This window comes from Pseudomonas iridis (assembly GCF_017980685.1).
Classification (GTDB): domain Bacteria; phylum Pseudomonadota; class Gammaproteobacteria; order Pseudomonadales; family Pseudomonadaceae; genus Aquipseudomonas; species Aquipseudomonas iridis.
In genome coordinates, this window is record NZ_JACXXO010000012.1 from 117,090 (window position 1) to 130,765 (window position 13,676).

Annotated in this window: 14 protein-coding genes and 1 pseudogene; 10 read left to right on the forward strand and 5 right to left on the reverse strand. The window is 59.3% G+C overall.

Annotated features, from left to right (window positions below):
• Positions 1–124 precede the first annotated feature (124 nt).
• Positions 125–856: a DUF2059 domain-containing protein gene (locus IEQ42_RS19505; RefSeq protein ID WP_042561629.1), complete on the reverse strand. Its 732-nt coding sequence runs from the start codon at positions 854–856 to the stop codon at positions 125–127.
• Positions 857–964: 108 nt separating this feature from the next.
• Between IEQ42_RS19505 and IEQ42_RS19510 the strand changes: the two genes are divergently transcribed.
• Positions 965–1,597 (forward strand): 2OG-Fe(II) oxygenase, encoded by a 633-nt coding sequence (locus IEQ42_RS19510; RefSeq protein ID WP_210704749.1) that lies wholly within the window; start codon positions 965–967, stop codon positions 1,595–1,597.
• A gap of 1 nt (position 1,598) precedes the next feature.
• Positions 1,599–2,084: pseudogene (locus IEQ42_RS19515) on the forward strand (2-thiouracil desulfurase family protein).
• 233 nt (positions 2,085–2,317) lie between these two features.
• Here IEQ42_RS19515 and IEQ42_RS19520 read toward each other — a convergent pair.
• Positions 2,318–2,881, reverse strand: a complete 564-nt coding sequence (locus IEQ42_RS19520; protein ID WP_210704750.1) for a transporter substrate-binding domain-containing protein — start codon at positions 2,879–2,881, stop codon at positions 2,318–2,320.
• 135 nt (positions 2,882–3,016) lie between these two features.
• On the opposite strand from IEQ42_RS19520, the gene IEQ42_RS19525 reads away from it, so the two are divergent.
• Entirely contained in the window at positions 3,017–3,442 is a 426-nt protein-coding gene (locus tag IEQ42_RS19525; RefSeq protein WP_047304028.1) for a DUF4399 domain-containing protein, read from the forward strand.
• Positions 3,443–3,563: 121 nt separating this feature from the next.
• Here IEQ42_RS19525 and serA read toward each other — a convergent pair whose 3' ends face one another.
• A complete protein-coding gene (gene serA / locus IEQ42_RS19530) occupies positions 3,564–4,793 on the reverse strand; it encodes a phosphoglycerate dehydrogenase (protein ID WP_042561624.1) in 1,230 nt (409 codons plus the stop codon).
• A 204-nt stretch (positions 4,794–4,997) separates the two neighbouring features.
• On the opposite strand from serA, the gene IEQ42_RS19535 reads away from it, so the two are divergent.
• From IEQ42_RS19535 to IEQ42_RS19550, 4 genes are all read left to right on the forward strand, one after another.
• Complete coding sequence (locus IEQ42_RS19535) at positions 4,998–6,392, forward strand: FAD-binding oxidoreductase (protein WP_042561623.1); 1,395 nt, start codon at positions 4,998–5,000, stop codon at positions 6,390–6,392.
• Between the two features lie 41 nt (positions 6,393–6,433).
• Entirely contained in the window at positions 6,434–7,099 is a 666-nt protein-coding gene (locus tag IEQ42_RS19540; RefSeq protein WP_210704751.1) for a fumarylacetoacetate hydrolase family protein, read from the forward strand.
• A gap of 258 nt (positions 7,100–7,357) precedes the next feature.
• A complete protein-coding gene (locus IEQ42_RS19545) occupies positions 7,358–8,281 on the forward strand; it encodes an SdiA-regulated domain-containing protein (protein ID WP_210704752.1) in 924 nt (307 codons plus the stop codon).
• 133 nt (positions 8,282–8,414) lie between these two features.
• Positions 8,415–9,332 (forward strand): SdiA-regulated domain-containing protein, encoded by a 918-nt coding sequence (locus IEQ42_RS19550; RefSeq protein WP_210704753.1) that lies wholly within the window; start codon positions 8,415–8,417, stop codon positions 9,330–9,332.
• Between the two features lie 146 nt (positions 9,333–9,478).
• Here IEQ42_RS19550 and rpiA read toward each other — a convergent pair whose 3' ends face one another.
• Positions 9,479–10,153 (reverse strand): ribose-5-phosphate isomerase RpiA, encoded by a 675-nt coding sequence (gene rpiA / locus IEQ42_RS19555; protein WP_042561619.1) that lies wholly within the window; start codon positions 10,151–10,153, stop codon positions 9,479–9,481.
• 148 nt (positions 10,154–10,301) lie between these two features.
• Here rpiA and ilvA point away from each other — a divergent pair, with 148 nt between their 5' ends.
• Positions 10,302–11,816, forward strand: coding sequence for a threonine ammonia-lyase, biosynthetic (ilvA, locus tag IEQ42_RS19560; protein ID WP_042561618.1), 1,515 nt, complete (start codon positions 10,302–10,304; stop codon positions 11,814–11,816).
• Positions 11,817–11,856: 40 nt separating this feature from the next.
• Positions 11,857–12,270: a DUF2269 family protein gene (locus IEQ42_RS19565; RefSeq protein WP_210704755.1), complete on the forward strand. Its 414-nt coding sequence runs from the start codon at positions 11,857–11,859 to the stop codon at positions 12,268–12,270.
• A gap of 121 nt (positions 12,271–12,391) precedes the next feature.
• On the opposite strand, the gene IEQ42_RS19570 is transcribed toward IEQ42_RS19565, so the two are convergent.
• Positions 12,392–13,048 carry a histidinol-phosphatase gene (locus tag IEQ42_RS19570; protein WP_210704756.1) on the reverse strand — a complete coding sequence of 219 codons (657 nt, stop codon included), beginning with the start codon at positions 13,046–13,048 and terminating at the stop codon, positions 12,392–12,394.
• A 143-nt stretch (positions 13,049–13,191) separates the two neighbouring features.
• Between IEQ42_RS19570 and IEQ42_RS19575 the strand changes: the two genes are divergently transcribed.
• Positions 13,192–13,671: an RNA pyrophosphohydrolase gene (locus IEQ42_RS19575; RefSeq protein WP_003229203.1), complete on the forward strand. Its 480-nt coding sequence runs from the start codon at positions 13,192–13,194 to the stop codon at positions 13,669–13,671.
• The last annotated feature ends 5 nt before the right edge of the window (positions 13,672–13,676 follow it).

A 13,676-nucleotide genomic window follows, 5' to 3' on the forward strand; every position in this document is an offset into this window, starting at 1 on the left:
TTACTGACCTCATCGCTGGCAAGCCAGCTCCCACAGGGTTTTGAGTCGACCACGGATTTGTGAACGCCCGAAAAACCTGTGGGAGCTGGCTTGCCAGCGATGGCGGCCGGTCAGGCGACGAAGATCATTGGCCCACCGCCAACCCAGCCCTGATCGCCGCCAGCGCGGCCTGGTAATACGCCTTGCCCTCGGTGGACTCGGCGAACGTCGCAAACTCTTCCAGCTCGTTATCCGACAGATCGCGATAAACGTAGAGCAGCGTGTTGTTCATGTCCGCGCCGATCTGATCCATCAAGCGCTGACGCTGACCGTTCAACATGCCTTGCGCCTGACCGCCACCGAGCAGGCCCGGAATCATCGAACTCAAACTGTCCGCCGCGACCCCGGCAATCGCCAGGCTCACCTCGGCGCCAGCCTCCCGCGCAGGCAGCGCCTGGGCGAGATGGCCGATGATCAAAAGTCGGCTGTCGCTGGCCGGCATTTTCGGCAGGCCCTTGGCGTTCTTGGCCAGTTGATCCCGGCGGGTCGCGAGCAATTCGGCGGCAACGATTTTCTTGCCCAGCGGCGACTGGAAAAAAGACAGCGCAGGTTTCGGATCGGCGAGGTTCTGCCGTAGCTGTGCCTCGGCGCGTTGATCCATGGCCTGCGGGGCGAAGCGCTGGTTGCTGTTGTTCACCAGCGCTTGAAACACGGCGGGCGGCAGACTGTTTTGATAGCGCTGCTGCGCGGCACTCAGGGCGTCATTGAAATGCGCACGTTGTTCTGGCCAGCCGGCGACCTTGTACAGCTGATCGTGGCCGTCCGCCCAAGCGGGCAAAACACAGAACATCAACAGTGAAAAAAGCAAACGGCGCATAGGGACTCCTGTCAGCAGCGGACTATTCTCCGTGCGGTGCCGTGACTTGTCGAGAATTCGTAACAAGCCGCCGCGTGGCTCTGTCGGATTTCTTGCCGCCGACATACTATGCGCGCCATGCAAATATCCTCTGAACACCCGCTGCTGTTGCGCATTGTCGACGACCTGGCCGAACACGGCTGGTCGCAGCAGAACATTTTCCTGCCCGCCGGTTTGACCGGCGAGCTGGCGGCCGAATGCCGCAGACGTGAAGCCGAGGGTGAGCTGGCGCCGGCGGCGGTCGGTCGTGGGCCGTTTTCAGAGATTCGCGAGGGCATCCGCGGCGACCATATCCAATGGATCGATCCGGGGCAGGCTGAGGCCAGTGACCGTTATCTGAACCTGATGGACAGCCTGCGCGAGGCGCTCAACCGTGGCTTGTTCATGGGGCTTGAAGACTTCGAGTGCCATTTCGCCCTGTATCCTCCGGGCGCGTTTTATCGCAGGCACGTCGACCGTTTTCGCGACGATGACCGGCGCATGGTCTCGGTGGTGGTTTACCTCAATGATGCCTGGCTGCCGGAGGATGGCGGTCAGCTGCGCATGTATCTGAGCGATGATCGCGTTCATGATGTGCAACCTACCGGTGGTTGTCTGGTGGTTTTCCTCTCCGGCGAAGTACCGCATGAGGTACTGCCGGCCCACCGCGAGCGCCTGTCGCTGACGGGCTGGTTCCGTCGTCGTGGCAACGAGCCTTTCTGACATGCAAAAGATTCTGGTCAGCCGCTGCCTGTTAGGCCACCGCGTGCGTTACGACGGCGGGGCCAGCGGGCCGTTTGATGTGCTGGAGCAGTGGATAGCCGAAGGACGGGTGGTGCCGTTGTGCCCTGAAGTGGCCGGTGGCTTGCCGACGCCGCGGGCAGCGGCGGAGATTCCGGGCGGGCAGGGGGGTGAAGTGCTCGATGGTGTTGCTGCGGTGATGACCACTGAAGGCGAGGATGTCAGTGCGCAGTTTCTGGAGGGTGCGCGGCAGGCGCTGGAACTGGTGCAAAAGCACGGTATACGGGTGGCGGTGCTCTAGGCCAACAGTCCGTCGTGCGGGAATCTGCTGACGTATGACGGGACGTTCAGTGGGGTGAAGATCAGTGGTGAGGGGGTTACTGCTGCGCTGCTGAAACGTCATGGTGTGCAGGTTTTCAGTGAGCTTGAATTGCCGCGAGCAGCGCTGGCCTTAAAGATTTTGGGCTGATCCGCAATGGCTGCCCTCACCCCAGCCCTCTCCCCGAGGGAGAGGGGGCCGACCGAGGTGTCTGGAGCTTTACATCGACCTGAAAGACCAGGTTGATTATGAATTCGACAAAGCAGTGATCAGTCGATCATGGATTCGATAACGCCATCCCAGATCGGCGTATCTCTGAAATATCCCCCAATCAGTTCCCTCTCCCTTGGGAGAGGGCTAGGGTGAGGGGCTCTTTCGGGGGCTTACGGTTTCAACCACTTCTCGGACAACGCCGCCAATCGCCCATCCGCCTTAATCCGCTGCAACGCACTCTCAAGGCTGGCGCGAAATGCCGGATTACCCTTCTGAAACGGTATCGCCAATTCCACCGGCGCACTCTCTGCCGGCTTCGTTTCGGTCAGCGCCTGCACCAGCACCATGGGGCGCGGCTGCTCATCCTTCTTCGCCAGTAATTGTGAATCGATCTGGCTGTACGGCTCGCTGAAGTCGAAACGATCCTTTAGTTCGGGTGTCAGTGCTATGTGGTTGAGCGCGACGTCGTACTTGCCGCTCTCAACGCCCTGGAGCAGATCGCCGGCGTCGGTAACGATGAAGTCGGCGCGTACATCCAGCTCCTTGGCCAGCAATTGCCCAAGCTCGACCTCGAACCCCGTGAGCGTGTCGCCTTCCTTGAAATTGAAGGGCGGTGTATTAGCCTCCAGGGCTATGCGCAACTCGCCACGGTCGTTGACGTCATCAATCAGCTCGGCATGAGCCAGCGGGCTCAGAAGGGGTATCAGGCAGATCAGGCCAGGCAAAAGGCGCATGGTCACTCCTTTGAAATCATTATCGCGATGCTCTGATTCAGGCTCGCTTTGCTATGGTTGTCGAGTGCCTTCGACAACGAATGGTCATGAAGTTGTCATGACCGTGCGGATTTTACGGAAAAACTGGAGAAGAAAATGAAAAGCTTTATGTCACGTGCTGCGTTGGCGGGTTTGCTGATGGGTGTTTCGGTATTGGCCAGTGCGGCGACGCCGGCGCCGAAAGATGCTGAAGTGTTCATCGTTTCTCCCGAGGACGGTGCGACGGTTTCCCAGGAATTCAAGGTCAAGTTCGGCGTCAAGAACATCGCGCTGGCGCCCGCGGGTGACGTCACCAAGAACACCGGCCACCATCATCTGCTGATTGACGTCGACGACCTGCCGGCTGAAGGCGCACCTATCCCGACTGATGCCCACCACATGCATTTCGGCAAGGCGCAGACCGAAGCCACCATCAAACTGGCCCCCGGCAAGCACACCTTGCAGCTGATTCTTGGCGACAGCGGCCATATGCCGTTTGACCCGACGATCGTTTCCGAAAAAATCACCGTCAACGTGAAATAAAAAAGGGAGCCCTGCGGGGCTCCCTTTTTTATTCAGCTTCGAGTTGCTGGCTACAAGCTGCAAGTAAAGGCAAGAGCGCTTTTCACCTGCCGCTTGAAGCTAGTTGCTTGCCGCTGCTTCTTTAGAAGAGAACACGGCTACGGATGGTGCCGGTGACGTGTTGCAGCTTCTCTTGCGCCAGCTCCGAGTACTCGGCGTCGACGTCGATCACCACGTAGCCGACCTTTTCGTTGGTCTGCAGGAACTGACCGGAGATGTTGATGCCGTTTTCGGCGAAGACCTTGTTGATCTCCATCATCACACCCGGAATGTTCTCGTGGATGTGCAGCAGGCGGTGCTTGCCAGGGTGAGCCGGCAGGGCCACTTCCGGGAAGTTGACCGACGAAACGGATGTACCGTTGTCGCTGTACTTGACCAGTTTTTCCGCCACTTCCAGACCGATGTTGGCTTGCGCTTCGGCGGTCGAGCCACCGATGTGCGGGGTCAGAATCACGTTGTCGAGGCCGCGCAGCGGGCTTTCGAACTCTTCGTCGTTGGAGCGTGGCTCCACCGGGAATACGTCGATGGCGGCGCCGATCAGGTGCTTGTCCTTGATTGCTGCGGCCAGGTGATCAAGCTCGACCACGGTACCGCGTGCAGCGTTGATCAGGATGCCGCCCTTCTTGATGGCACGGATTTCCTTCTCGCCGATCATCCACTGGGTCGCAGCGGTTTCCGGAACGTGCAGGGTGACGATGTCTGACATGCCCAGCAGTTCGTGCAGGTTGTTGACCTGCGTCGCGTTGCCCAGCGGCAGCTTGGTCACGGTGTCATAGAAGTACACCTGCATGCCCAGGCCTTCAGCCAGAACCGACAGTTGAGTACCGATCGAGCCGTAGCCGACGATGCCCAGCTTCTTGCCGCGGATTTCGAAGGAGTTGGCTGCGCTCTTGATCCAGCCGCCACGGTGGCAGGAAGCATTTTTCTCAGGGATGCCGCGCAGCAGCAGGATGGCTTCGGCCAGTACCAGTTCGGCAACGGAACGCGTGTTGGAGTACGGCGCGTTGAACACAGCGATACCGCGCTCGCGGGCAGCACTCAGGTCAACCTGATTGGTGCCGATGCAGAAACAGCCGACGGCTACCAGCTTCTTCGCGTGATCGAAGATCTCTTCGGTCAGTTGGGTGCGAGAACGAATGCCGATGAAGTGAGCGTCAGCGATCTTTTCCTTGAGCTGGGCTTCCGGCAAGGAACCTGTCAGGTATTCGATGCTGGTGTAGCCCGCCGCCTTGAGGACGTCGACAGCCGATTGGTGGACGCCTTCGAGAAGAAGGAACTTGATCTTGCTCTTATCGAGAGAAGTCTTGCTCATCTGCGTAAACCTGTATCCCGGAGAAAAATGGCAGGAAATGGTCAACAGAGGCTGACCGCGACGGCAGGAAAGCCGTCACCGCAGAAAGGCCGTTGGGCACTGGCCTGCGGGGTCGGTATGCTAGCATAGCCGCCCCGCTAAACACTCATTCCTGCGACGTGAAGCGTTCTCAGGATGACCATGAATTGTTCGAGAGTTCTGTCGATGACCAATCCTGCCCTGATTGATGAACTGAAGACCCTGGTCGAGCCTGGCAAGGTCCTGACCGATGCCGACTCCCTGAACACGTATGGCAAGGATTGGACCAAGCACTTCGCCCCGGCGCCCAGTGCCATCGTGTTTCCCAAGACCATCGAGCAAGTACAGGCCGTTGTCCGTTGGGCCAACGAACACAAGGTCGCGCTGGTGCCTTCGGGCGGGCGAACCGGGCTGTCCGCCGCGGCGGTGGCGGCCAACGGCGAAGTGGTCGTGTCGTTCGATTACATGAACCAGATTCTCGACGTGAACCTCACTGACCGTACCGCCGTTTGTCAGCCGGGCGTGGTCACCGAGCATTTGCAGAACGTCGCCGAAGAAAAAGGCCTGTACTACCCGGTGGACTTCGCTTCGGCCGGTTCCAGCCAGATTGGCGGCAACATCGGCACCAATGCCGGCGGGATCAAAGTCATTCGTTACGGCATGACGCGCAATTGGGTCGCGGGCATGAAAGTCGTTACCGGCAAGGGCGACGTGCTGGAACTGAACAAGGACCTGATCAAGAACGCCACCGGTTATGACCTGCGGCAGCTGTTTATCGGCGCGGAAGGCACCCTGGGTTTTGTCGTTGAAGCGACCATGCGCCTGGATCGCGCGCCGAAAAACCTTACGGCGATGGTGCTGGGTACCGCGGATTTCGACTCGATCATGCCGGTGCTGCACGCCTTTCAGGGCAAGCTCGACCTCACCGCTTTCGAGTTCTTCTCCGACAAGGCTCTGGCCAAAGTCATGGGCCGTGGCGACGTACCGGCGCCGTTCGAAACCGATTGCCCGTTCTACGCCCTGCTGGAATTTGAAGCGACCACTGAAGAAGTGGCCAACAGCGCGCTGGAAACCTTCGAGCATTGCGTTGAACAGGGCTGGGTCCTTGATGGCGTGATGAGCCAGAGCGAAACCCAGTTGCAGAACCTGTGGAAACTGCGTGAATACATCTCCGAGACCATCTCGCACTGGACGCCGTACAAGAACGACATCTCGGTCACCGTTTCGAAAGTTCCTGCATTTCTCAAGGAAATCGACGCGATCGTCGGCAAACACTATCCCGATTTCGAAATCGTCTGGTTCGGCCACATCGGCGATGGCAACCTGCATCTGAACATCCTCAAGCCGGACAACCTGAGCAAGGACGAGTTTTTCGCCAAGTGCGCCACCGTCAACAAATGGGTGTTCGAAACCGTCGAGAAGTACAACGGTTCGATTTCCGCGGAGCACGGTGTGGGCATGACCAAGCGCGACTACTTGACCTACAGCCGATCGCCGGTCGAGATCGAGTACATGAAAGCGGTCAAAGCGGTGTTCGACCCGAACGGCATCATGAACCCGGGCAAGATCTTCGCGGTTTGATCTGTAATTCTTGATGAATCAATGAAGGCAGGAGTCGGTAAATGAGCTATCAGCACCAGTACGTCGACGGCACGCGCATTCACTTCCCGATCGGGAAAGTCGTGTGCATTGGCCGTAATTACGCCGAACACGCCAAGGAACTGGACAACCCGGTGCCTACCGAGCCACTGCTGTTCATCAAGCCCGGCAGTTGCGTGGTGCCGCTGGACGGCGGTTTCAGCATTCCGACCGAGCGTGGCTCGGTGCACTACGAAGCGGAAATCGCCGTGTTGATCGGCAAGCCGCTGTCGACCAAACCCAGCCGTGAAGAAGTGCTGGATGCGATCTCCGGTTTCGCCCCGGCGCTGGACCTGACCCTGCGCGACAAGCAGGCCGAGCTGAAAGCCAAGGGCCTGCCGTGGGAAATCGCCAAGTCGTTCGACGGCGCGGCCGTGCTTGCGCCGTTCGTGGTTGGCAGCACCTTCGCTGACCTGACCGACATCGGTATCCGCCTGACCATCAACGGTGAGGTGCGTCAGGACGGCAACAGCAGCGCGATGCTCAACCCGATCGTGCCGATGATCCAGTACATGGCCGGATGCTTCTCGCTACAGGCCGGTGACGTGATCCTGACTGGCACACCGGCTGGCGTCGGCCCGCTGAATGTCGGCGATGAGATCGTCCTCGAACTGGTCGGCGCCAACAGCTTCAACAGCAGCTTGCGCTAAGCGCCACAACCTGTGGGAGCGAGCCTGCTCGCGAAGGCGTCAGGTCAGTCGACATCATTGCTGACTGGCATTCCGTCTTCGCGAGCAGGCTCGCTCCCACAGGGTTTTTGGTGCCCTGAAAATTGCCTGCAGCAAACGCCAATCCCGCCATTTGCCGTTTTTTTCACATCGTGTCTGGATAATTCCCGCAATTCTGGCGTCCTAGCCGGCCTCTTTGTGCTATTACCCATAGCCTGAATTTTCGGAAAGCGTCCCTTGATGTCATCTCAAACTCAGCTCAAATCCCCACGCCGGTCGCGTTTCGCCATGCGCTGGTATTCTTGGTTGCTGCTGGCGATTGCCGCCGCGTATGGCTTGGCGTTTGCCATGCATTGGGATGACCGGGGCTTGCTGTGGGTGCTGGAACGCTTTGAAAGCCCGGCCGAGCAAAAGGAAAGCATCTGGCTGCCGGACTATCGGGTGGTGATCGATGCCAAGTCATTGCCGGGCATGAAGAAGGATGAAGCGTCGGACCTTGCCTACAACCCGCAGACCAAAACCCTGTTTTCGGTGATGGGCAAGAATCCGTTCCTCGTCGAACTGAGCCTGCAAGGCGAGGTGCTGCGCAAGATGCCGCTGGTGGGCTGGAGCAATCCGGAAGGCCTGAGCGCCATGGAAAACGGCCTGATGGCGATCGTCGATGAGCGCGAGCACATGCTGTCGATCGTCAAGGTCGATGCCGACACCCGTGAACTGAACATCGCCAATTTCCCCAAGTACGACCTCGGCCCGTCGAAAGACCAGAACAAGGCCTTCGAAGCGATCACCTGGGACCCGCGCAACCAACAATTGCTGCTAGGTGAAGAACGGCCACCGGCGCTGTTCACCTGGAAAAGCGATGGCGGTCAGACCCTGAAAGGCGACAAGCAGAAGCTCTCCAGCGATGAACTGGATATCCGCAATCTCTCCGCGTTGGCAACCGATCCGCGCACTGGCCACCTGCTGGTGCTGTCCGCCGATTCTCACCTGTTGCTGGAACTGGACGAGAAGGGCGAGCAAGTCAGCTTCATGACTCTGCTCGGCGGTTTCAACGGCTTGAAGAACACCATTCCCCGCGCCGAAGGCGTGACCATGGATGAGGTGGGCACGCTGTACATGGTCAGCGAGCCGAACCTGTTTTATCGCTTCGAAAAGCACAAATAACTCACTCCCTGTAGGAGCTGCCGAAGGCTGCGCCTACACAGGTTGTCTTGTGGTTCAAGGCAAGTGGCCATTAAGCTTCAGTTCAGTCAGGCGTGATATTTCATCCGCCTGCCTTGAATCCGAGCCCGCCCGAATGCGTCGACTTGCCCGCCCCAAACCGCTGTTGCTCATCCTTTCGGTGATTGCCCTGATCGCGCTGCTCGCGATCGGCCAATACATGCGCCTGTTCGAACGCGCCTGGTTCAACCTGCACACCCTATGGCAGCCGCTGAGCAGCGAGGCCATTGGCCTGGATCAGTATCGCGTGGACATCGAAGCGCGCGTCATCGACGGGCTGGACGACGATGTGTCGGCACTGACCTACGATCCGGTGCGCGACAGCCTGTTCACCGTGACCAACAAGAATTCCGAACTGGTTGAGCTGTCGCTGGAGGGCAAGATCCTGCGGCGCATCCCGCTGATTGGCTTCGGTGACGCGGAGGCAGTCGAGTTCATCAGCGCCGACACCTACGTGATCACCGATGAGCGTCAGCAGCGACTGATCAAGATACATCTGGAAGAAGACACCACTTTTCTCGACGCGGCGGACGCCGAGCAGATGACCCTCGGTGTGCACATGACCGGCAACAAGGGGTTTGAAGGCCTGGCCTACGACTCGGTGGGCAAGCGCTTGTTCGTCGCCAAGGAGCGCGACCCGATGCTGATCTACGAAGTGCACGGCTTTCCTCACTTCAATTCGGAAAAATCCTACGCGGTGCACGTGATCAACAACCCCAAACGCGATGCCGGGATGTTCGTGCGCGATCTGTCGAGCCTGCAATACGACGAGCGCAGCGGTCATTTGCTGGCGCTCTCGGATGAGTCGCGGCTGATTCTGGAGCTGGATGTCAACGGTCGCCCGCTCAGCACCATGTCGCTGAACAAGGGCCGGCAAGGCTTGCAGAAAACCGTGCCGCAGGCGGAAGGCATTGCGATGGATGATGACGGGACGTTGTATCTGGTGAGTGAGCCGAACTTGTTTTACGTGTTCAAAAAACCAGCACAGCCCTGACCAACACCACAAAACACTGTGGGAGCGAGCCTGTTCGCGAAGGCGTCGTGTCAGCCAATGAAAATGTTGGCTGATCTGGCGCTTTCGCGAGCAGGCTCGCTCCCACAGGTTTATTCGTCTGCCCATTAATTTAGGGCAGTCTGGGCTTACTCAGCCTTCAGCGTCTTCACGCCTTCACTCGTACCCAGCAACAACAAATCCGCCGGACGCGCCGCGAACAAGCCGTTGGTGACCACGCCGACAATCGCGTTGATCTGCGCTTCCAGTTCCACCGGGTTGGTGATCTGCAGGTTGAACACGTCGAGGATGATGTTGCCGTTGTCGGTCAACACGCCTTCGCGGTACACCGGGTCGCCGCCCAGCTTCACCAGTTGACGAGCGACGTGGCTGCGGGCCATCGGGATCACTTCGACCGGCAATGGAAACTCGCCCAGCACCGGCACCAGTTTGCTGGCATCGGCGATGCAGATGAAGGTCTTGGCCACCGCCGCAACGATTTTCTCGCGGGTCAGTGCTGCGCCGCCGCCCTTGATCAGGTTCAGGTGTGCGTCGCTTTCGTCGGCGCCGTCGACGTAGAACTCCAGGTCGCTGACCGTGTTCAGCTCATATACCGGAATCCCGTGGCCCTTCAGGCGTGCGGCAGTGGCTTCGGAGCTGGCGACTGCGCCATCGAACGCGCCCTTGTGCTTTGCCAGCGCATCGATGAAGCAGTTGGCGGTGGAGCCGGTGCCGACACCGACGATGCTTTTGTCGTCGAGTTTCGGAAGGATGAAGTCGACGGCGGCCTGCGCCACTGCCTGTTTGAGTTGATCCTGGGTCATGCGGGCTCCGGAAGCGGGCAAGGGGAGAACGGAAAGGCCGGCATTATAGCCTCAAGACTGTCTAAAACCTCTGGATTCGTGTGGTCGTGTGCCCAAAAGCCGGGTTAGACTCCGTGGTCCCGCCCAACCCGCTCAGTGATGCTTTCCGATGCTCGAACAGTACGTCAAAAAGATCCTCACCTCGCGCGTTTATGACGTTGCCGTAGAAACCCCACTGCAGAATGCTCGCCAGCTCTCCGAGCGGCTGGGTAATGACATTTGGCTCAAGCGCGAAGACTTGCAGCCCGTGTTCTCCTTCAAGATTCGCGGCGCCTACAACAAGCTGACCCAGTTGACCGACGAAGAGCGCGCCCGTGGCGTGGTCACCGCGTCGGCGGGCAATCATGCGCAAGGTCTGGCCCTGGCGGCGAAAGTGCTGGGCGTGAAAGCCACCATCGTCATGCCCAAGACCACCCCGGAAATCAAGGTCGAAGGCGTGCGTTCGCGTGGCGGCAAAGTGGTGCTGCACGGTGATTCGTTCCCGGAAGCCCTGGCCTACTCGCTGAAACTGGTCGACGAAAAAGGCTACGTCTACATCCACCCGTACGACGATCCGCATACCATTGCCGGGCAGGGCACCGTGGCGATGGAGATACTGCGCCAGCACCCGCAACCGCTGGACGCGATTTTCGTCCCGGTCGGCGGCGGCGGGTTGATTGCCGGCATCGCTGCTTACGTGAAATACCTGCGTCCGGACATCAAAGTCATCGGCGTCGAGCCGGACGATTCCAACTGCCTGCAAGCGGCGATGGCTGCCGGTGAGCGCGTCGTGCTGCCGACCGTGGGCATCTTCGCCGACGGCGTGGCGGTGGCCCAGATTGGTCAGCACACCTTCGACATCTGCAAAGACCATGTGGATGAAGTGATCACCGTGAGCACCGACGAAATCTGTGCGGCGATCAAGGATATCTACGACGATACCCGCTCGATCACCGAACCTGCCGGCGCCTTGGGTGTGGCCGGGATCAAGAAGTACGTCGAACAGCGCGGCGTCAGCGGCAAGACCTTCGTCGCCATCGACTCGGGCGCCAACGTCAACTTCGATCGCCTGCGCCACGTCGCCGAGCGTGCCGAACTGGGCGAGGGCCGCGAAGCGATCATCGCCGTGACCATCCCCGAGCAGGCCGGCAGCTTCAAGGCGTTTTGCGAGGCCATCGGCAAGCGCCAGATCACCGAATTCAACTACCGCTACAACACCGGCAGCGAAGCGCACATCTTCGTTGGCGTGCAGACTCACCCGGAGAACGACCCGCGCAGTGCATTGCTGGCGAGCCTGACCGAGCAGGGTTTCCCGGTGCTGGACCTGACTGACAACGAACTGGCCAAGTTGCACATCCGCCATATGGTCGGTGGGCGCGCGGCGCACGTGGTTGATGAAGTGGTGCTGCGCTTCGAATTCCCGGAACGACCGGGCGCGCTGTTCAACTTTCTCAACAAGCTCGGCGGGCGCTGGAATATCTCGATGTTCCACTACCGCAACCACGGCGCGGCGGACGGCCGTGTGGTCGCCGGCCTGCAAGTACCCCACGATGAACGTCATCTGGTGCCGGCGGCGCTGGCGGAAATCGGTTATCCCTACTGGGACGAAAGCGACAACCCGGCCTATAAGCTGTTTCTTGGCTGAACGGCTACGCTGATGGGCACGACCCAAGGAAGAGAAATACATGGAAACCCTGACAACCCTGAAAGTCCTTCACGTCGCGGCGACCGTGGTCATACTCGCGAGCGGGCTGGGGCTTGCCGCTCTGACCTGGCGTAATCGCAGCGAAGGGCCGGCCAGCACGATGCAGCGTCCGTGGCTGTTTATCTGGTGTTTGATGCTGATCGGTATGCTGAGCATGCCTTTCACCGGCTGGTGGCTGGTGCACCTGATCGGCTGGCCGCTTGGGCAGTTCTGGATTCTGGGGTCCAGCGTGATCTATGCCGTGGCAACGTTCAGTGCGGTCTGGCTGCTTGTGCGGCTTAATCGGCTGTGGACAACCGGGATGGGCAACCGCAAATTCAATCTGGCGCTGGCCATTGTGAGCGGCGTCGGATTTCTCGCCATTGCGGCGTTGATGGGGGCCAAGCCGGTTTAAGGCTTGAGGCCGAGTCGACCCAAATCGCTGGCAAGCCAGCTCCCACAGGTTTTTGAGGTGTCCACAAAATTTGTGTCCACTGATAGTCCCTGTGGGAGCTGGCTTGCCAGCGATGGCGTCATCAGTCGCGCAGAGTCATTACCGGCCAGCCGCGTTTTTCGGCTTCAGCGCGCAAATTCGGATCCGGATCAACCGCTACCGGATTCGCTACCTGCTCCAGCAGCGGCAGGTCATTCATCGAATCGCTGTAGAAATAGCTGTCTTGCAGCGAATACCCGGTCTCTTCCAGCCAACGATTCAGGCGCGTTACCTTGCCTTCACGGAAGCACGGAACGTCGGTGCTGCGCCCGGTGTAGCGGCCATCAATCATTTCGCATTCAGTAGCGATCAGGGTTCCAACACCCAGACGCGCAGCGATCGGCGCGGTGACGAAGCGGTTGGTCGCCGTGATGATCACCAGTTTGTCGCCGGCGTCGCGGTGCTTTTTCAGCAGTTCCAGCGCCTTGGGCAGCATGATCGGCTCGATGCAGTCGCGCATGTAGTCGCGGTGCCATTGATCGAGCACGGCCATGTCGGTGCGACCGAGGATCTCCAGGCAGAAGTTCAGGTACGCGGCGTTATCCAGTTTGCCGGCCAGGTAATCCTGGTAGAACTCGTCGTTGCGCGTCTTGTACGCAATCGGGTCGAGGAAGCCGCGCTCGCACAGATAGTCGCCCCAAGCGTGATCGCTGTCGCCGCCCAGAAGGGTGTTGTCCAAATCGAATAGAGCCAGGCGCATTGCAGTTACCCGCTGATAAGTCTGTAAAAAGGCGACAAGAATACGGTCTTTTCACAAGAGTGCACATAAGGTAGGAAGCTTCGTTGCCGCCTTATGAACCTTTGTGGAACAATGCGGCGACATGCGTTTGCGAGGTTGTGCCCGTGATCGACCCCGATGGTTTCCGCCCCAATGTCGGGATCATTCTGACGAATGACGCCGGCCAGGTGCTATGGGCTCGCCGTATCAATCAAGATGCCTGGCAGTTTCCGCAAGGGGGAATCAACCCTGAGGAGACGCCGGAAGACGCCTTGTACCGCGAGCTGAACGAAGAAGTTGGCCTGGAACGTGAAGATGTTGAAATACTGGCCTGTACTCGAGGCTGGTTGCGCTATCGTTTGCCGCAACGTCTGGTGCGTACCCACAGCCAACCGCTGTGCATCGGCCAGAAACAGAAATGGTTTCTCCTGCGCCTGATCTCCAACGAGCAACGGGTGCGGATGGATTTGACCGGTAAACCGGAGTTCGATGGCTGGCGCTGGGTCAGCTATTGGTATCCGTTGGGCCAGGTGGTGACATTCAAGCGCGAGGTGTATCGCCGCGCCCTCAAAGAGCTTGCCCCGCGCCTTTTAGCGCGCGACTGACGACG